This window comes from Lysobacter sp. CA199 (assembly GCF_052078715.1).
Classification (GTDB): Bacteria; Pseudomonadota; Gammaproteobacteria; order Xanthomonadales; family Xanthomonadaceae; genus Lysobacter.
Genome location: NZ_JBQJIL010000003.1, coordinates 454,369 through 472,528 on the forward strand (window position 1 = coordinate 454,369; position 18,160 = coordinate 472,528).

General features: G+C 63.7%; 17 protein-coding genes and 5 tRNA genes. 15 read left to right on the plus strand and 7 right to left on the minus strand.

Annotation, left to right across the window (positions count from 1 at the left end):
- Window positions 1-4: 4 nt before the first annotated feature.
- From holA to rsfS, 3 genes are all read left to right on the plus strand, one after another.
- Window positions 5-1,051 (plus strand): DNA polymerase III subunit delta, encoded by a 1,047-nt coding sequence (gene holA, locus ACTOWJ_RS06655; protein WP_441333813.1) that lies wholly within the window; start codon window positions 5-7, stop codon window positions 1,049-1,051.
- A 22-nt stretch (window positions 1,052-1,073) separates the two neighbouring features.
- Entirely contained in the window at window positions 1,074-1,730 is a 657-nt protein-coding gene (gene nadD / locus ACTOWJ_RS06660; RefSeq protein ID WP_441333814.1) for a nicotinate-nucleotide adenylyltransferase, read from the plus strand.
- Window positions 1,731-1,840: 110 nt separating this feature from the next.
- Window positions 1,841-2,275 (plus strand): ribosome silencing factor, encoded by a 435-nt coding sequence (rsfS, locus tag ACTOWJ_RS06665; RefSeq protein WP_441333815.1) that lies wholly within the window; start codon window positions 1,841-1,843, stop codon window positions 2,273-2,275.
- Between the two features lie 214 nt (window positions 2,276-2,489).
- On the opposite strand, the gene ACTOWJ_RS06670 is transcribed toward rsfS, so the two are convergent.
- Window positions 2,490-3,248, minus strand: coding sequence for a Bax inhibitor-1/YccA family protein (locus ACTOWJ_RS06670; RefSeq protein WP_441333889.1), 759 nt, complete (start codon window positions 3,246-3,248; stop codon window positions 2,490-2,492).
- Window positions 3,249-3,490: 242 nt separating this feature from the next.
- Between ACTOWJ_RS06670 and ACTOWJ_RS06675 the strand changes: the two genes are divergently transcribed.
- From ACTOWJ_RS06675 to ACTOWJ_RS06695, 5 genes are all read left to right on the plus strand, one after another.
- A tRNA-Pro gene (locus ACTOWJ_RS06675) sits at window positions 3,491-3,567 on the plus strand.
- A gap of 41 nt (window positions 3,568-3,608) precedes the next feature.
- Window positions 3,609-3,685 (plus strand) — tRNA-Arg (locus ACTOWJ_RS06680).
- A 34-nt stretch (window positions 3,686-3,719) separates the two neighbouring features.
- Window positions 3,720-3,796: transfer RNA gene (locus tag ACTOWJ_RS06685), tRNA-His, on the plus strand.
- A gap of 55 nt (window positions 3,797-3,851) precedes the next feature.
- Window positions 3,852-3,927: transfer RNA gene (locus tag ACTOWJ_RS06690), tRNA-Lys, on the plus strand.
- A 188-nt stretch (window positions 3,928-4,115) separates the two neighbouring features.
- The gene (locus ACTOWJ_RS06695) at window positions 4,116-4,757 is read left to right on the plus strand and encodes a cation transporter (RefSeq protein WP_441333816.1); all 642 of its coding nucleotides are present in this window, start codon (window positions 4,116-4,118) and stop codon (window positions 4,755-4,757) included.
- A gap of 146 nt (window positions 4,758-4,903) precedes the next feature.
- Here the strand turns inward: ACTOWJ_RS06695 and ACTOWJ_RS06700 are convergent, their stop codons facing one another.
- Window positions 4,904-5,677 (minus strand): alpha/beta hydrolase, encoded by a 774-nt coding sequence (locus ACTOWJ_RS06700; RefSeq protein ID WP_441333817.1) that lies wholly within the window; start codon window positions 5,675-5,677, stop codon window positions 4,904-4,906.
- Window positions 5,678-5,855: 178 nt separating this feature from the next.
- On the opposite strand from ACTOWJ_RS06700, the gene ACTOWJ_RS06705 reads away from it, so the two are divergent.
- Together ACTOWJ_RS06705 and ACTOWJ_RS06710 are read left to right on the plus strand one after the other, a co-directional pair.
- Window positions 5,856-7,319 carry an HD domain-containing phosphohydrolase gene (locus ACTOWJ_RS06705; RefSeq protein ID WP_441333818.1) on the plus strand — a complete coding sequence of 488 codons (1,464 nt, stop codon included), beginning with the start codon at window positions 5,856-5,858 and terminating at the stop codon, window positions 7,317-7,319.
- Window positions 7,320-7,496: 177 nt separating this feature from the next.
- Window positions 7,497-8,348 (plus strand): DUF2268 domain-containing putative Zn-dependent protease, encoded by an 852-nt coding sequence (locus ACTOWJ_RS06710; protein ID WP_441333819.1) that lies wholly within the window; start codon window positions 7,497-7,499, stop codon window positions 8,346-8,348.
- A 114-nt stretch (window positions 8,349-8,462) separates the two neighbouring features.
- On the opposite strand, the gene ACTOWJ_RS06715 is transcribed toward ACTOWJ_RS06710, so the two are convergent.
- Both ACTOWJ_RS06715 and ACTOWJ_RS06720 read right to left on the minus strand, forming a co-directional pair.
- Entirely contained in the window at window positions 8,463-9,191 is a 729-nt protein-coding gene (locus ACTOWJ_RS06715) for a GNAT family N-acetyltransferase (RefSeq protein WP_441333820.1), read from the minus strand.
- Window positions 9,184-9,867: a class I SAM-dependent methyltransferase gene (locus ACTOWJ_RS06720; RefSeq protein ID WP_441333821.1), complete on the minus strand. Its 684-nt coding sequence runs from the start codon at window positions 9,865-9,867 to the stop codon at window positions 9,184-9,186. Before ACTOWJ_RS06720 ends, ACTOWJ_RS06715 begins: the two co-directional genes overlap by 8 nt.
- A 188-nt stretch (window positions 9,868-10,055) precedes the next feature.
- Between ACTOWJ_RS06720 and ACTOWJ_RS06725 the strand changes: the two genes are divergently transcribed.
- Both ACTOWJ_RS06725 and ACTOWJ_RS06730 read left to right on the plus strand, forming a co-directional pair.
- The gene (locus ACTOWJ_RS06725; protein ID WP_441333822.1) at window positions 10,056-10,331 is read left to right on the plus strand and encodes a hypothetical protein; all 276 of its coding nucleotides are present in this window, start codon (window positions 10,056-10,058) and stop codon (window positions 10,329-10,331) included.
- Between the two features lie 481 nt (window positions 10,332-10,812).
- Window positions 10,813-11,040 carry a hypothetical protein gene (locus ACTOWJ_RS06730; RefSeq protein WP_441333823.1) on the plus strand — a complete coding sequence of 76 codons (228 nt, stop codon included), beginning with the start codon at window positions 10,813-10,815 and terminating at the stop codon, window positions 11,038-11,040.
- Between the two features lie 131 nt (window positions 11,041-11,171).
- Here ACTOWJ_RS06730 and pip read toward each other — a convergent pair whose 3' ends face one another.
- The gene (gene pip / locus ACTOWJ_RS06735) at window positions 11,172-12,131 is read right to left on the minus strand and encodes a prolyl aminopeptidase (RefSeq protein ID WP_441333824.1); all 960 of its coding nucleotides are present in this window, start codon (window positions 12,129-12,131) and stop codon (window positions 11,172-11,174) included.
- Between the two features lie 235 nt (window positions 12,132-12,366).
- Here pip and ACTOWJ_RS06740 point away from each other — a divergent pair.
- Window positions 12,367-12,452, plus strand: a tRNA-Leu gene (locus ACTOWJ_RS06740).
- A gap of 27 nt (window positions 12,453-12,479) precedes the next feature.
- Here the strand turns inward: ACTOWJ_RS06740 and ACTOWJ_RS06745 are convergent.
- Both ACTOWJ_RS06745 and ACTOWJ_RS06750 read right to left on the minus strand, forming a co-directional pair.
- Window positions 12,480-13,769 carry a tyrosine-type recombinase/integrase gene (locus ACTOWJ_RS06745; protein WP_441333825.1) on the minus strand — a complete coding sequence of 430 codons (1,290 nt, stop codon included), beginning with the start codon at window positions 13,767-13,769 and terminating at the stop codon, window positions 12,480-12,482.
- 18 nt (window positions 13,770-13,787) lie between these two features.
- Window positions 13,788-14,159, minus strand: coding sequence for a hypothetical protein (locus ACTOWJ_RS06750; protein ID WP_441333826.1), 372 nt, complete (start codon window positions 14,157-14,159; stop codon window positions 13,788-13,790).
- Window positions 14,160-14,924: 765 nt separating this feature from the next.
- Here ACTOWJ_RS06750 and ACTOWJ_RS06755 point away from each other — a divergent pair.
- On the plus strand, window positions 14,925-17,129 hold the full coding sequence (locus ACTOWJ_RS06755) for an XVIPCD domain-containing protein (RefSeq protein ID WP_441333827.1): 2,205 nt from the start codon (window positions 14,925-14,927) through the stop codon (window positions 17,127-17,129).
- Window positions 17,129-18,049, plus strand: a complete 921-nt coding sequence (locus ACTOWJ_RS06760; RefSeq protein ID WP_441333828.1) for a hypothetical protein — start codon at window positions 17,129-17,131, stop codon at window positions 18,047-18,049. The genes ACTOWJ_RS06755 and ACTOWJ_RS06760 overlap by 1 nt, the downstream gene beginning before the upstream one ends.
- Window positions 18,050-18,160: the final 111 nt, after the last annotated feature.

Below are 18,160 nucleotides of genomic sequence, written 5' to 3' on the forward strand. Positions count from 1 at the left end.
CGCCATGGAACTCACGCCCGAGCGTCTGCTCGCCCAACTCGACCAGGAAGCGCTGCGTCCGGTCTATCTGATCGCCGGGCCCGAGCCGCTGCGCGTGCTCGAAGCCGCCGACGCGGTGCGCGCGGCCGCGCGCAAGCAAGGCATCGGCGAACGCGAAATCTTCGAAGCCGAAGGCAATCAGCGCGAACCCGACTGGAACGGGCTGTCGGCCTCGTTCCGCGCGCCCAGCCTGTTCGCCAGCCGGCGCCTGCTGGAACTGCGCCTGCCCAGCGGCAAACCGGGCAAGGAGGGCGCCGAGGTCATCAGCGATTTCTGCGCCGATCCGCCGCACGACGTCAGCCTGCTGATCACCGCCGGCGAATGGAGCAAACAGCACGGCGGCAAATGGAGCGAGGCGGTCGGCAAGCTCGGCCATATAGCCGTGGCCTGGGCGGTCAAGCCGCACGAACTGCCCGAATGGATCGAACGCCGCCTGCGCGCGCGCGGCCTGCGCGCCGATCGCGATGCGGTGCAGAGCCTGGCCGATCGGGTCGAAGGCAATCTGCTCGCCGCCGCGCAAGAGATCGACAAGCTGGCGCTGCTGTCCGATGGCGAGACCCTGACCTTGGAACGCATGCAGGAACTGGTCGCCGACGCCGCGCGCTTCGACGTGTTCCGGGTCCTGGATGCGGCGATGAACGGCCACGGCGCGCAAGTCTCGCGCATGCTCGCCGGCCTGCGCGCCGAAGGCGAAGCGGTGCCGGCGCTGTTGGGCATGGTGGTGATGGAATTGCAGCGCACCGCCGCGCTGGCGCGGGTCAATGCGCGCGGCGGCAACATCGCCGCCGAGTTCAAGGCGCAGCGGATCTGGGATTCCAAACAGCCCATGTACCGCCGCGCCTTGCAGCGTCACGACGCGCGCCGCTGGGAAATCCTGCTGGCCCAGGCCGGGCGCGTGGACCGCATGGCCAAGGGCCGCGAGGCCGGCGACGCCTGGGTGGCGCTGGAACGCCTGCTGCTCGCCGTGGCCGAGCCGCGCGCGCTGCGCCTGCTCGCGGTTACGGCCGGCTGAGCGGCGGCGGCTGGAGCTCCGCATGAGTCTGCTCGTCTTCTACGGCGGCACCTTCGATCCCATCCACGACGGCCATCTGGCCATCGCCCGCGCCGCCCGCGATGCCTTGTCGGCGCGAGTGCGGCTGATGCCGGCCGCCGATCCACCGCATCGCGCGCCGCCCGGCGCGAGCGCCGAGCATCGCGCGCGCATGCTCGACCTGGCCGTGGCCGGCGAGCCGGACCTGGTCGTCGACCGGCGCGAGCTGCGCCGCGAAGGGCGTTCCTACACGGTCGAGACCCTGCGCGAGGTCCGCGCCGAGGTCGGCCCGGACCAACCGCTGGCGTTGCTGGTCGGGGCCGACAGTTTTATCGATCTGCCCCAGTGGCGCGAATGGCAGGCGCTGTTCGAGCTGGCCCATTTCGTGGTGGCCGAACGCCCCGGCAGCCCGCTCGATGGCGAGCGCGTCGAGGCAATCGCACCGGGCCGCGAGACGGCCGAAGTCGCCGCGCTGCGCGATAGTCCGGCCGGGCGGGTATACCGTCTCAAGCAGCCGCTGCACGCCGAATCGGCCAGCCAGGTGCGCCAGCTGATCGCCGCCGGCGAAGCCTGGCGGGCCTTCGTGCCGCCGCCGGTGGCCGCCTACATCGACCGCCACGGGCTGTACGGCGTACCGGTCCAGCGCGGCGCGGCGGTTTGAATCAGGGGTGTCTTGCGAGGCCCGTATTCTGGGTTGGCCGATCCACACGCCGCCGCGGGGCCCTTGGGTATAATCCCGGCACATCTCCCGCAATAACGAGCCGCCTTCTCTTGACCAGTCAAGCCCAAGTCATCAAGACCCAGTTGCCGAACCCGCCGCCGCCGACCGAATTGCTGCTCAAGACGGTCCACGCCGCGGTCGAAGAACTCAAGGCCAAGGATGTCGTCGAAATCGACGTGCGCGGCAAGAGCAGCGTCACCGATTACATGATCGTCGCTTCCGGCACCTCGACCCGTCACGTCAAGTCGATCGCCGATGAAGTGGTGAAGTTCGCGAAGAATCTCGACGTCATGCCGTTGGGCGTGGAAGGCGAGCGCGAAGCCGAATGGGTGCTGGTCGACCTTGGCGACGTGGTCGTGCACGTCATGCTGCCGCGCGTGCGCGAGTTCTACGCGCTCGAACGCCTGTGGACCGTCGGCGATCAACCGCCGCCGCCGGAAGGCTACGAAGGCAAGTTCGAGACCGACGACGAAGACCGCTTCTGATCGAAGCCGGCTTCGGTAACGCAATGCCACGACGGCGCCTTCGGGCGCCGTCGTCGTTTGGCTCCGCGCCGCGCCCAGAACCCCTCTCCCGCGTGCGGGAGAGGGGCTGGAGTGAGGGCCGCGAAGCGGCGAATCGTCCGGTTGCCACCGCGCCGACGCGAAACGAAAAAGGGCGCCCAAGGCGCCCTTTTTCTCGTGCCGCGAATCGCCCGACTCAGTTGCGCGACTGCAACTTCGACAGCAACCGCAGGAACTCGATATACAGCCACACCAGCGTGACCATCAGGCCGAACGCGCCGTACCACTCCATGTACTTCGGCGCGCCTTGCTCGACGCCGGTTTCGATGAAGTCGAAGTCCAGCACCAGATTGAGCGCGGCGATCACCACCACGAACAGGCTGAAGCCGATGCCGATGATGCCCGACTCGTGGATGTAGGGAATGTTGATGTTGAACATCCGCAGCACGATCGAGGCCAGATAGATCAGAGCGATGCCGCCGGTGGCCGCGACCACGCCGAGCTTGAAGTTCTCGGTCGCCTTGATCAGGCCCGAACGGTAGGCGAACAGCAGCGCGAACAAGGTGCCGAAGGTCAGCATCACCGCCTGGATCACGATGCCCGGGAACCGGGCTTCGAAGATCGAGGAGATCGCGCCGAGGAAGAAGCCTTCGACCAGCGCGTACAGCGGCGCGGTGACCGGCGCCCAGGTCTTCTTGAAGGTGGTGACCAGGGCCAGGATCAGGCCGCCGATCGCGCCGCCCCACAGATACGGCGCGCCGCCGACCACGCCTTGCGGGGTGATCTGCACCTGGCTCCAGGCGAACGAAGCGGTGATCACCGTCAGCAGTAGCAACACGCCGGTCTTGTTGACCGTACCGTTCAGGGTCATCGCCTGATCGCCGCCGCGCACCACCGCGCCGCTGCCCAGGTCGAGGAAGGTCGATTCCTTCAGTGCGGGATTTCCGCTGCGCATCATGGTCGTGCTCCTTTTCGAAACGCACCGCCGCGTCCGGGCGATGCCTGAGAATGAATACCAACTGGGCCGAAGCATACACGGCGCGAGCGCGCTCCATGCCGCGACTGGCGTTTCTATCTGTGTCCGGGATGGAACTGTCCGGGATGGAAATGGATCGCCCGAACAGGATTGACAGTGTCCGAGCCGCCGCCCACACTATGCGACCTTTCGCGGCATTGGCGTGCAACGAAAGTCCCGGCCGGGGTATAGCTCAGCCTGGTAGAGCGCCAGCTTTGGGAGCTGGATGTCGTGGGTTCGAATCCCTCTGCCCCGACCATCCATCGAACCAGGCCGGACGTCAGTTAAGATTCAACTCTGGCGCCCGTAGCTCAACCGGATAGAGCACCGGCCTTCTAAGCCGGTGGTTGTGGGTTCGAGTCCCGCCGGGCGCGCCACGTTGTATCATGCGCCACGCTGTAGATGTCTCTGGTGGATGTAGCTCAGTTGGTTAGAGCACCGGATTGTGATTCCGGGGGTCGCGGGTTCAAATCCCGTCTTCCACCCCAAATTTTTGTTGTGCGGCACTGAGTATTTCAGTTATAGTGTCGCTCCGGTTTTACCGGGCCGTTAGCTCAGTTGGTAGAGCAGTTGACTCTTAATCAATAGGTCCAAGGTTCGAATCCTTGACGGCCCACCAGTTCAAAAAGCACCCAGGGAAACCTGGGTGTTTTTTTGCGTGCGTTCCGCGGCAGGGGGAACGACCCGGCTGGCAGCGGAAAGTTTTGCGGTGCGCAGCCGGCCGATGGCGGCCAACTTCGGTTGGGCGTCTTAGGTATTCTCGGCCGAGCCCGTATACCGATTCGAGGCGACCGATTCGAGGCGACGATGAGCGAGTGCTGCGGGTGCGGCAAAGTGGTCGACGTGGCGGCGATGCAGGCCGAACAGCGGCGTGTGTTGCGGATCGTGCTTGCGATCAATCTGGCCACCTTCGTGATGATGGTATTCGCGGCGTGGTACAGCCGATCCTCATCGGTGCTGTCGGGAGGGCTCGATAATCTCGGCGACGCGCTGACCTACGCCTTGAGCCTGGCGGTAGTGGGTGCGAGCCGCCAAGCCAAGGCGCGGGTGTCGTTGCTCAAGGGGCTGTTGATCCTTGGCGCCGCGATCGCCGTGGGCGTCCAGATATGCTGGCGTTTGTGGAATCCCACGGTGCCCCTGTTCGAGGGCATGGGCATCGCCGCGGTGTTGAACCTCGGCGCAAACTACCTCTGTCTGCGCTTGTTGTCCCCCTACCGGCAAGGCGATGTGAATCTCGCCTCGGCCTGGGAGTGCGCAAGAAACGACATCTACGAAGGCTTCGCCTTGATCGGCGCGACCGCTCTGGTCTGGATGTTCGGCGCGGGCTGGCCCGATTTGTTGATCGCGATCGCGCTGCTGATTTTGTTCCTGCGGTCGGCGTCGCGGGTGCTCGGCGCGTCCTTGCGCGAGCTTCGGACCGCGGTCGGAACGAGTCGTCCGGCAGCGTAATCTCGGCGGCCGATGGGGCGCCACTGCGCTGTCGATGAAGTAAGTCGGCGCGTCCCTTGCGGCGGCCGGGACTCAAGCAAGCGCGCCCCGCGAGTGCGGGGCGCCGGGTTGCGGCGCGGCCAGTGAGCCTGGACGCCCGTGATGGACTACTTCTTGCCTTCGGCCGCTCGCTTGATGAGTTCGGCGACCGCTTCGGGCTTGGATACATACACCGCATGGCTGGCCGCGGTTTCGGCCACGGTCGCGCCCGCGCGCTTTGCCATCGTCTGCTGCGCCGGCGGCGGGATCATGTGGTCGTCGGTGGCGACCAGGTACCAGCTCGGCTTCGACTTCCATGCCGGCACGGTTACTTTGCCGGTCAGCGCTTCCACGCCCCACGGCACCTGCGACGCGGCCATGAATTCGGCGTCCGCGGCGGGAACGTCGGCGGCGAAGGCCGCGGCGAATTTGCTCCGGTCCAGGAACAGGAAACCGTTCTGCGGCGGCAGGATCGGCGGCGCCGACGCGCCTTTCGGCGGATTGGCGATCAGCGACTGGACCGACTCGCCGGCGTCGGGCGCGAAAGCGGCGATATAGACCAGGCGTTCCACTTTGGGGTCGTTGCCGGCTTCGGAAATCACCACGCCGCCATACGAGTGGCCGACCAGCACGACCGGGCCGTGTTGCTGCGCGATCGTGCGTTGGGTGACGGCGACGTCGTCGGCGAGCGAGAGGGTCGGATTCTGGACGATGCTGACGTTGTAGCCGTCCTTCGTGAGCAGGTTGTACACCTTCTGCCAGCCCGAGCCGTCGACGAAGCCGCCGTGGACGAGCACGATGTTCTTGACGCCCTTCGGGGTCGGGTCGGGTTGGGCCGCATGTGCGGTGGAGGCCACGGACAAGGCGGCGGCTGCGGCGAGGGCGAGAGTCTTGAGTTTCATGGGAATCTCCTGGGCAGGTAGTGCGGGTGGGATTAGGGGGGCGGTTCGGGCTGGTGGACCAACCTGGGACATAGCTTGCGATCCGCGCCATCGCGCGCACCATCGGTTGAATGACCGAGGACCGGGCGGGAGGCGGGGCGATAGACTTCCCGCCCTTGCCATGACGAAAACGACTTCCGTGGACGATTCCGCCGTCGCCTTGTTGGATGTGATCCGCTCGCTGGCGTTCGTGGGCGACCTCGCGATGGGCCAGCCGACCGATCATTCGCCGCGCGCGGCGTGGATGGCAGGGCGGCTGGCGAGCGAAGTCGGCATGGATGCCGAGGCGGTCGCCGGCGCCACTACCGTCTCGCTGCTGCGCTGGTCGGGCTGCACCGCCAACGCGCCGGAGTTCTCTCAGTTGTTCGGCGACGACGTGAGCGGGCGCAAGGCCTTGCTCGCCAGCCCATCCACGATCGGCGGTTTTCGTTCCGGCGTGCGCAACAAGAGTTCGGCGTTCTTCTCGCTGTCGCAGATCCATTGCGAAGTGTCCGGGGATGTCGCGGCGCAATTGGGCCTGGACGAACAAACCCAGTTCGCCTGCCGGCATCTGTTCGAAAGCCACGACGGCAGCGGCGCGCCGGACGGATTGAGCGGCGAACGGGTTCCGGCGGCCGTCTATCTGGCCTCGCTCGCGGGCGATCTGGACATCTTCAGCCGGCTGTACGGCCAAGAGCAGGCGCGCAAGCTGATCGATGCGCGCGCGGGCGGCTTGTATCCGAAAGAATTCGCGGCCGTGGCGGTGGCGCGCGCCGACGAATGGCTCGCCGCTCTCGACGAGGATCCGATGCTGTCGGGCGTGTGTTCGATCGATACGGCGTTCGCGGGTCGCACCACGTCGCTGGATATCCTGGCCCACGTGATCGATCTGAAACTGCCCTGGATGACCGGGCATTCGTTGCACGTGGCCGAGCTTGCGCGCGATGCGGCGAGCCGGCTCGGCTTGGACGCGGACAGCCAGCGCAGGCTGTATCGCGCCGCGCTCATTCACGGCATGGGCCGGGCCGCGGTACCGAACATGATCTGGGACACGCCCGGACGGCTCGCGCAGTCGGCCTGGGAGCGGGTTCGGTTGGTGCCTTATTGGACCGGCCGCGCCGCGCGACAGATCGGTTCGCTCGCCGCCGAGGCCGAGCTTGCCTCGTACGCGTACGAACGAGCGGACGGATCCGGCTATTTCCGCGAGCTCAAGCACAGCGGCACCTCGCTCCAGGCGCGCATCCTCGCCGCCGCCAACGCGCTGGCGGCCTTGCGCGCGGCGCGTCCCTGGCGTGAGGCGTACTCGCACAGCGCCGCCAACGAGGTGTTGTTGAGCGAGGCGAGCGCGGGCCGATTCGATGCCGAGGCTGTCCATGCGCTGATCGACAAGCGGCGACGGGCCGCGGTCGGAGTGCCCGCAGCATCCTCAACCGGACTCCTGACCGAACGCGAGAAGGAAATCCTGCGTTGGATCAGTCTGGGTGCGAGCAACAAGACCGTGGCGCAGAAGCTTTCGATCAGTCCCAGCACGGTGCGTACGCATGTGGAGAGCGTGTTTCGCAAGCTCGAGAGCTCCACGCGCGCGGCGGCCACGTTGAAGGCGGCTCAACTGGGTTTGCTCTAGTTCGCGACGCCGATCGGGATCCGAACTGGAGAGTCGGTCGCGCGAGGACTCACGCGAAGGGCAGGGTGACTAATGCCACGTTCTCGACCCGGTCGGGCGTGTGCTGTGATGTGAGCGCCGACTCATGCGGACTCAGCCCGCCGCGCAGTGCGCGGGCGCCATTCCAGGACTGACGCCATGTCGAAACTTCTGCGTTCGATGATTTTTCTCGCCGCGCTTGCCGCGCCGGTCCTCGCGCAAGCGGAAACGGAACGGGGGCCGGACATCCGCATCGACGATGTCGCCCGCTTCTATGCGCTCTACGACGCCACCGGCGGCCATCCGAGCGTGGAGCAGATCGAGAACGATTACCTCGACAAGGGCACCCGGAGCCTGAGCGAGTTCGCCAAACTCAGGCGGGTCACCGCGCAACGCATCGCCGATCAATTGGCCGGCGACCCGGCGATGTACGAAAAGGCCAAGCAATGTCTGGCCGCGCTGCCCGCGGTCAGGCGCAGGCTCGTCGCCACGTTCCGGAAACTCTCGTCCCTGTATCCCCAGGCCCGGTTTCCGCCGGTGGCCATCGTGGTCGGCCGCGGTCGGCCGGTGGGAATCACCAACCCGGCCGGCGTCACCATCGGCCTGGAAGCGCTGTGCTCGGCGGATTTCATGAATCCGAATCTGGAAGACCGTTTCGTCCACGTGATCGCTCACGAGTACGCCCACATCCAGCAGACCGCGTCGACCGATTTCGAGAAGGACGATCCGAACGCCACCGTGCTGCGGCTGGCGATGGCCGAAGGCGTCGCCGAACTCGTCGCCGAACTGACCTCCGGCAATGTCGGCAACACGCGGCATGCCGAGTGGACGCGCGGCAAGGAGGCGCGGATCGAGGCCGCGTTCGTGCGCGAGATGGACGGCACCGACCTGTCGAACTGGTTTTCAACTACCGCAAAGGTTCCGACGACCCCTACGACCTGGGTTACTGGGTCGGTTACCGGATCGCGAAGGCGTATTACCTTCGCGCCGGCGATCGCAGGGCGGTGGTGAAGAACCTGATCGAATTCGACGATCACAAGGCTTTCCTGGCGCAGAGCGGCTGGATGCCCGGCATGCAGTTGCCGGCCTCGCTCGCCGGCGAGGATTGAGCGGACTTCGAGCCGCTCAAGCCGGGCTGTCGGGAGAGACCGTCTGCCAGGTTCCGAACAGCGCCAAGCCCGCGGCCTTGGCCAGCGCTACCGACGATGGATTGTCGAGCTGGCATCGGTACTGCGGTTCGTACTGCAGTTCGCAGGCGTGACGGCACATCGCCCGCACCAGCTTGCGGGCATGGCCCCGTCCTCGGAACGGCGGCAGCGTCAGCACGCCCAGATCGGCGATGCGGGCCGATTGCCAGGGATACATGCTGGCGGCGCCGACCAGGCGGCCGCGTTCGAAGGCGCCGAACACGCGCCAGTGATCCAAAGCCACGTAGGCATCGTCGAGATCCTGTTCCGATGCGTCCGATTCGAACTCGGAGAACAGCGCGGCGTCGTCCAGGGTCAGCCGGCGCACGTCGTCGCCGGGACTTTGTTCCAGCAGGCCCGGCCGTGCGGTTTGCGGGAGATAGAACAGATAGTCGGCGCCGTGCAGCATCACATCGGCGTTCCGCAGCGCGCAGCGAAACGCCGCCACAGACGACGGCGGGCGGCGGTGCAGATCCAGACGGTCGGCCAGGGCCGGTGTCAGCGTCGCCATGGCCGGGCCTTCGCTGAGTTCCAGGATCATGACGCGACGGTCTTCGCTGAGCTCAGGTGCGATGGCGATGGTGAACCCATCGTCGCCCGCGAACGTCTGCCGGCCGGCAAACGCGGCGTGCCAGAACTCGGCGACTGTCGCCGAGAAGTCAGACATGCGCCACCCAGCCGCGGAAGGCGAATCCCGCATAGAACAGGGCGACATCGGAGAATCCGGCCTCGCGCAGCAGCGCTTCGTCCTGCGCCGGCGTGAGGATGCTCAGTCGCGCATCGATCGCCACGCGCGCGTTTTCGGCTTTGTCGGCGTCCACGCCGGACGCGACGGCGAAGGCGGCGTAGCGCGACAGCCACAATGCGCGTTCGCCATCGTCCTGCGGGATGCTGAAATGGGCGACCACGAACGCCGCGCCGGGTTTGAGCCGGCGGCGGACTTCGCTCAGCGTGCGCAGCCGTTGTTCGGGCGCGACGAAGTGCAGGGTCAGCAGGCAGGCCGCGGCATCGAACGGGCCTTCGGGCGCGTCGTCGATGTAGCCGGCATGCAAACGCGCGCGAGCGGCCAGCGGGCCCAGGGTGCGCTCGGCCAGCTTCAGCATCTCCAGCGAGGGGTCGACGCCGTCGAAACTCCATTGTGGATAGGCCTGGGCGAAGGCTTTCAACTCCAAGCCGCCGCCCGCGCCGAGCACGAGCACGCGGGCGTCGGCCGGCGCGCGCTCGGCCAGCAGCAGGGCGGTCATGCGCTGCAGATCGGCGAAGCCGGGCACGAGCCGGGGCGGGCCTTCGGCGTAGTGGGCGATGGCCTGAGGGTCGGAGAAAGGCTCGGTGCGTTCGGTCATGGGGAACTCGCGGTTGCGCGTCGGCCGTCGTGCCGATGGGCGTCGTCGTGCCCGGCGGTCGGCTTCATATAACAATAAATGTTACATGATAATTCCGGGGGTGGGAGCAAGGCGCTAAGCGCGCCGTTGCGTGGCTGTCGCGCGCAGGGCGGTTAAACTTTCGATTCCTTTCGCGGAGTGCCGCCCGCATGCTCGGCCAGTTCGTCGAAATGACTCAGCAGATCATCCGCGACGATGGTTTCGCCGATTACCTGCCGACCCTGGTGCTGCCGGGCCGGCAGGAGATCTACGTGCTGGAGGCCGATCTGCCAGGCGACGATCACGAGCAACCCGCACGCGAGTTCGCGCTGAGCCATTTGTCCGGCGACGAGGACTATCTGCTGGCGTTCAAGAAAGACCGCTGGCATTTCAAGGTGGTCGGACGCATCGACGGACGACTGCAAGAGCGCGTTTGCAAGGTCTGACGCGAACCCAGTGCTCGCGTTGCGCGAGCGGGCCAAGACACGGACGCGATCGCCGTAACCCGGTCGCAACCGGATGGCCGGATGGCCGATCTCGTCGCGCCTGCTCTCATCACATCTGCGTGGGCGCCGCTTCAGTCGAAGCGCTCGGCCAGACCGTATTCAACCGACTGCGAGCGGTTACGGCCGTGGCAGCTCCGTAGACGGCGAAAAACCGCCGGATATCACGTTTCCGGCATGACCTATGCACTCGAAGGTCGGACAGAGGGCGAAAAGTCCGGTATCCATATTTACCGAGCCTCCGGCCTGGACGCTTCGGCCTCCCATTCGCGGTTGCGCGTCCATCAAGGCACCGATACCCCACGGCGGACAGAATCGCTGGCTGTCCGTGTTGCCATGCGCGGTCGCGAGTTTCACGTTGCATGTCTCCGCGAATGCCTGAAAACCAACCCAGCGACATCATGCTATGGATAGGGAGAGATTCATGAAGCGGACAATGATGAAAACCGTGGCGGCCGCGGTCTTCGCGGCGGGGCTGATGGTCGGCGTGTGCGGCACCGCAAGCGCGCAGATAGGCGGCCAGTACTGCAATCCCAATGGCGCGACGACGACCATCGTGCAGGGCGGGTGGCGGAACTACTACACCTGCAGCAACCACAAATGGGTGTTCGTCAAGGCATGCCCGGTGGCTGGCGGGCCTTGCAGGCTGTAATCGTATGAGCGGGCGGACCGTGGCGATCATCACTTAGCCGCCCGCTGATCGCGGTGTGTCCGACTGCGCTTCGAAGAAAAAAGCCCGGTGCAGATGCCGGGCCTTTTCTTTTTGCGCCGAACCCGGGCGATTCACGCCGGGGCGAAACGCTCGGCCAGCGCTTCGGTCGCGGTCACCAGCGCATCGACGATCGCCGGATCCGCCGCGCTGTGTCCGGCCAGCACGATCTTCAACTCCGCCTGCGGCCACGCCGCGGCCAGATCGACCGCGCTCTTGACCGGGCAGATGATGTCGTAGCGGCCATGCACGATGGTCGTGGGGATATGGCGGATGCGCTCGATATCGCGCAGCAGCTGATCAGGCTCCAGGAACACGTCGTGACGGAAGTAGTGCGCTTCGGCGCGGGCGAGGTTGATGGCGACCTGCGGATCTTCGAACGCGCCCGCTTCGTCGGGATCGTGGATCAGCGTGGTGCTGCCGCCCTCCCAGTGACCCCAGGCGCGCGCCGCGGCCAGACGCACCGCCGGATCGTCGCTATCGAGACGGCGCCAATAGGCCTCGGTGAGGTTGTCGTGTTCTTCCTCGGGAATGTGCGCGAGGTAGTGCGCCCAGCGCTCGGGGAAAATCCAGCGCGCGCCGCCGTCGAGTTCGTTGAACCAGCGCAGCTCGCCCGGACGGCCGAGGAAAATGCCGCGCAGCACCAGCCCCAGCGCGCGTTCGGGATGCGCCTGCGCGTAGGCCAGCGCCAGGGTCGAGCCCCACGAACCGCCGAACACGACCCAACGCTCGATGCCGAAGTGCTCGCGGATGGTTTCGATGTCGGCGACCAGATGCTGCGTGGTGTTGTCGCGCAACTCGGCCGGCGGGGTGGAGCGTCCCGCGCCGCGCTGATCGAACAGCACGATGCGGTAGCGCTTGGGGTCGAAGAAGCGGCGGTGATAGGGCGACACGCCCGCGCCGGGACCGCCGTGCAGGAACACGATCGGCAGACCGTCGGGATTGCCGCATTCTTCGACATGCAGCTCATGGGTCGCATCCACGCGCAGGCGGTGGCTGCGGTAAGGCTCGATCTCGGGGAACAGCTCGCGCACGGGACTCTCGCTGCAAAGATGGGGTTGCAGCATAGCCTCGGCGCACGCGTGCACGATTGCTGTTCGCGAACGGTGCTTGCGGCTGGCCGCGTGTGGCCGCTCGTGGGTGGCCGCTCGTGGGTGGACGAGGCGCGGACTTCGACGCGCTGCCGTCCTCTTTCGGGCGCCGCGCCCGGCGATTTTTTGCCGGCGCGCGGCTAGAATGCCCCGGCCGCATCCTTGAATGCCGGCCCATGCGAAAGTGGCGGAATTGGTAGACGCACTGGATTTAGGTTCCAGCGGGTAACCCCCGTGCGGGTTCGAGTCCCGCCTTTCGCACCACGCAAATCATTGAAAACCTTTACGGAATCAATGAGTTGTTTTCGAAATGTCCCGAATATGGGATGGGTTGTGGTCTTGGATTGATTGCGTTTCTGCAATCGGTGACGTTCCGGGCGTGTACCCCTGGAGCGCGCTGAGGGCTTCGACCTTGGTCGAGATCAATGCCTTCGCGTAGATGTTGCCGGTAGTCTCGATCTTGGTATGGCCGAGCCACTCCTGGACCAACTTGAGGTTCCCGGTCTTGTTGAGCAGGCGGGTTGCGCAGGTGTGACGTAGGCAGTGGATGACACACTCGGGCTCGGCTGCGAGGGAGGTTTTCTCCTTCGCCAGACTCCACAACGCCTGAGCGCGCCGTTTGTTCAATCCCATAAATGGGCCACGTCCCCCGAGCGCACGCCTGCGCTCCAGCATGCGGCGTACCCGGTCTGTGGCCGGAGTAGTCCGCGTCTTGCCGCCTTTCTGCTCACCGGCACGCCAGAAACGAATGCCGACCATGTTGGGCGCTCCGGCAACGCCCGCCTCAATCTCAACTACGTCGCGCCAGGTCACTTTGTATGCCTGGGCATGGCGACAGCCGATGTCCGCCAGAAAGACCAGGACATCGTGGTAGTCCACCGCATCGCGCACGATTGGGTGCCCGCCAGCCGGACCTTCGGGGCGTTCGTCCAGCTTAAGGAACTCGCTGAACAATTCGGTTTCCTCAGTTGCCGTGAGCGTAAACGCGCGCGCGCTGTCTGCTTCCGATGTCTGCCGATAGTGCGGAATATCTCGGTGGTACTGACCTGCGCGCTTGGCGAACCGGAGGACTGACAGGAGGCAAAAGAGCTTGCGATTGATGGTTGCGGGACTGTTCTCGTCACCCGCGAGGGTCTCAACCAGGTCGTCTACAGTTTCTTGATCGATCGAGGCGACCGGCTTGGTATGGCCAAGCTTCTTCTGGAGCATTCGGCAATTGGTAGCGTAGGTATCGCGGGAGGCCGCCAGTGCCCAACCTTTCGATTTTCCATGACCCTTTCGATCGGCGAGGGTCAGGTCGCAGGCCTGTTTGAAGTTCCAGGCGGTTTCATTTGCGCGTCGGAGCGCCGAAAGGGTTGTATATGCGCTACCGCGGATCAGCGCCTTTAGTTCATCTTTGGTGACCGACGGATCGGCTTGGATCGCGTCGAGAACTGTTTGTTCTCGACGAAGTGCCAGAGCCTTATCTCGGGTGCCGGATGAGAGGCGCTCGCGGCGGTGTCCTGATTGCACGTCGATCATATAGACGCGACGGTCAGCTTCGCCCACAGCAGGGCGCTCGCCCTTGAGGCGTAGAGGCATAGTGGATTCCTTCGGGGCTTATCGGCCCTTCGGTTCCAGGGCCTTATTGACGTTGGTGGTGAGGCGCTCTATGAACTGCGCGCCCTTTGGAGTTATGTAAAGCAGATTTCGACGGCGGTATTCCGGATCGGGCCGCTGCTGTATGAAGTCTTTCCCGGGTTTTCGGTTCTTATCCAACTCGCTCCAGTCCATCACGTTGCGCGAGATGCTCGATGTCGTGAGGCCCTTTACATGTTGGGCGACATCGATCTGCTGGAGGCCGGGGTTACGCGCTGTAGCAACGAGGGTAAGAATCTTGTGGGCGATGATGTCGCCATCTACTTCTTCCCGAAACGTCTCTAAAGCGATGTTCAGCACTCGCAGCAGTTCATCGGAAGTGAGCTGGGTCATGGCAGCGGAATCCGTAAATGTGGGGCAGCCGAACCCACCTTGGATTCAGCCAACTTATGAAATATGTCCCTCAATTGAGACAATTGCAATACCGAGACCAAAGACAACTTGTCTGTGACTAATTTGGTCTCGCCAGAAGCCGCGCTGCCAGGGTGTAGGGCGGCAAAAGTGAAGGCTAATTCTGAGAAATGGAATACGAAACACTGCCAATTCCTACGTTCCTGATTCGGGCCATGTTGCATGGCGGGCTAGATTTTTCATTGGCGAGATACAGGCTCGGCGATCCTGCCGGCCACACTTATCTTTCATCGTTCATAGAACGATCTACGTAGCTGGCGTACCGCGATCGATATCGCGTCAGGCGCCAACCAACCGACTGTATTCCGTCACCTGAGCAGTAGTAGCCAACCAGCAACCAGGAGCAGTACGCCCCCGACCAAGAACGATAGAAAGATGAGCTGTCCAACGCAGATGGCGAAGGTCAGCAGCAGTGATTTCATAGGCAAACTTTCCAGAAGTAGAGGTGGTCATCGACGGCAACCAAGAGTGGCGCGCCGTAGTGATCGCTGAGGATAGGAGTCATGTCTCTCGCTCGTTGAGACGGGCCGAATGGCACCGAAATTGAGACGCTGCTGTGTCGTGTCGCGACCCATGCGACGGACTGTGCTCTACGACACAAAGCAGGGGTGGGACGCGTGGCGACCGGGCCAATGCTCGGCTGATAAGCTGGAGAAGCTTCCCTCGTACCTGAATAAGGACATTCCGATGGCAACTTCACCTCAGCGGGTGGACACCCGCGACATCGCCGCACTGCTGGCCGCAGAAGATGAGCAGGGTCGTATTGACCAAATGGCCTTCGAGGCTGAACGTCTGGTCCTGAGAAACCAGCGGGTCGGCGGGGTCGATGCTTCGGCTCTGGTCAATGAGCTACAGCGCTCCGGAGGCCTGGACCGCTACAACCGCGACAGCTTCTTGAGCGCGATCGATCAGCGGTTGGAGACCCCGGCGGAAAAACGGCGGTTCGCTGGTGCGCTCGACGCGGCGAACATCACCGACAGCTATCTGGAGCGCCAAGGAGAACGGTTGGCCGAAGCCGCCGTAGCGATCCGTGACGAAGCGGCCAAGCGGTTCAAGGAAGCGGACGAAGCCCTGGAAAACCTGCGAGGTGCCGGCCAGCAACGCCTACGCGGTATTGCTTCCGATCCGGACTCCAGCAGCAGCGACCGCGCGGCGGCCGGAGCAGCGTCCGTCATGCTTGGCTTCCATCAGTATCAGATAGGGGCGGCGCGAGGTGCCTTGAGCCATGCCGCCCGCACGGTCGGAGATTTTGTTGATCTGGCACAGATGGCCGACCGGCTGTCCAAAGACCCGAACTACCGCGACATGATCGTCGGTATGGCGCGGATGTACGCCGCCGAGGTCATGGATGACCCTAAGAAGCCGCTGACTGACGCCCAGGCAGCCGCCAGCGACGCGATGGAGAAGTGGGACAAAGGATTCCGGGAGGCGCAGGCCAGGGGCACCGAATCCGAATACTTAGGTGGCACGGCCGGAGCGGTGGGCGTAGAAATCGTTGCCAACTTCGTACCGGCCGGCGCGCTGGGCAAGTTCGGTAAGGCCGCCAAGGCAATCGACGTGCTGGTGCCCGCCGAGCATGCTGTTGAACTGACCAGACTGGGTGAGGTGGCGCGTGTCGGTGGCCCGGACATGCACGTGCTGGGCAAGGCCGGAGAACTGGGGCGGAGTGCGCGGGAAGTCGCAGGTGACACGGCTCGTGCTGCCGAGTCGGCGGAAGCACTTAAAGACATCGGCGATGCGCTAGGCAACATGAGCCGGGGCATAGGCCGGGGCGGTAGCGCAGCTGCCGGCGCTGAGGATTTCGCGAGGGGCCTGACGCGGGGTGCTCGCGACAACGGCGACCTTGAAGCGATTGTGAAAGCCGCGCACATGACGGACAACGTTGAAGGCTTGTTGCGCAGCGGCCAACTGACACCGAAGGAACTGGGTGAGGTCGCCAAGCTCGACAAGACGATCTTCGAGGGACCGGTCAAATTTAAAGAAGCATTAGGGCACAGCCTCAATGGTGTGGATCTCACCAAGATCAGCAAGAAGCAACTCGGTGACATCGGCGAAGCCATTCAGACCTACGACATGGTCGAAAAGGGTTACACCGACATTGTCTCGATTAAGAACAAATCGGGACATGGAATCGACGTGGTTGGGCGTAACCCGGATAGTCAAAAGCTTGAGTTCTTTGAGGTCAAAACCTCTGCTCAAGGCAAGGCCGTCGTTCAGCACGGTGGAGACCCCGAGGAATTCATCGCTAAGAGACTTGAGAAAGCTATCAACGGTATCGGGCAGTGGGCCGAACACCGAACGATTCCAGAGCTGAAGAAAATCGCTGAAGCTATTCGAGACGAAGTCATTGATCCCGCGACTAACACGTTTAAGGGGGAGGCGACCTGGGTACGCATCAATGTGAGTAATGAGCCTGGCTCACATAAGCTTCGTATCGACAGCAAAGAATCCGACCCTTGGGTGAAGCCCGAAGATCGGAAAGCAGAGCTATCGCCTGGGATTGATGCGGTGCGGAACAGTGTTGATTTTCAAACGCTTCACAAGGGAGTCGCGGGTAGCGGCAATTTTAATGAGCAGCAAAGCGCAAATGTTGCTGCGGCTCTACTTCGGGAATGTGCAGCCGATCCGTTAATTCAAAGGATTGACCGCGCAGGAACGTTTACATCGCAGACTACTGGGGAACAGATGGCGTATGCGCTGTACTCTCCACACGGCGATCGCGGTCCGCACTTTGATGTACGCGTCAATGCTACGCAGGCAGCACAAGAGCCCGTTGAACAGAATTTGGCGAAGGTAGAACAGATCAACCAGCAGCAAGCTTTGGCTCAGCAAGAAGAGATGCAGCGCGGGCCGGATGATCCCGGACGCGGCGGCCCGAGGATGAGTATCTAATGGCGACGAAAAAAGCGCAGCCCAGCGCCGTGGATGGCTGGCACCCCTCCTTAAAAAAGTCTTTTAAGGATGCCGAGCTGTGGTGGCAGACCAACATGGTCAGTCGGGATACCTTGGAGCCCAGGCTTGCGATCCTTCGGCAGGAACTCGATCAGCCGGGGCCGCTGCGTACATCGATAAATACTGTTTACCTGATCGCGCACACCTATGCCATTCGGTGCTGTACGCCAGCGGCGATAAAAGACTCAGCAGTATTCGCCGAGGCATTCGAGCGCGCAGTGACCTTTCGTGCGCTCGATTTTCGCAAAGGGGCGGGTCTGTCGCTCCCGCACGAGACACAGCCTGTACTCGCCTTTTCTGCAAGCATGAAAGCGGTTGGCCCAGCAATATTGTCCCGCTGGGAGCAATCCGAAATCTGCGCGAGGGTGCTGATCGATGTCGCCGAGAAGGACTTGCGGATCAAACCGCTGAAATTTTATTCCGATGGTTGGAGGCGAGGCACCAACGATGCGTTCTTGATCTATCTACTATCGGAAGCGTTCGGCATCCAGACAGACTATAAGCCTACGGATTCGTTGATCCCGGAGTACCAGGGGCTACTTGACGTATGGCGAACAAAAGACGCATCGACCTTTCAGCAGGCGATGCAGGCTGCTGCGGAGTTTCATGTCAGTCGCAGCCGTGAATCCACGAACAAGACGACATATGAATTCGACTATACCTTCGACCGAGTCTTCCCTGCGGAACTTCTGGCAGTGCAGGCGTTGCGTCGTCGTTTCGAGTTGCCCGAGTTCAAAGCTGAGCACCTGCTGGTAGACACGCCGTGGTCACTGATCCGTGACCTGCCGGCGGTCGATCCTCATCCTCTTGCGGTTGAAGCCGAAGCGCGCCTGCGCGCCGACTTCCCCAGCTTCCGCTGAAACCTTGAGAGCGCTACCATCGCGCCATGTGGGTCTGCATCCGCTGCCGCGCTGAACTGACGCCCGACAGGGCCGAGCCTAATCTCGATAGCTTTGGGCTGCACTTCATGT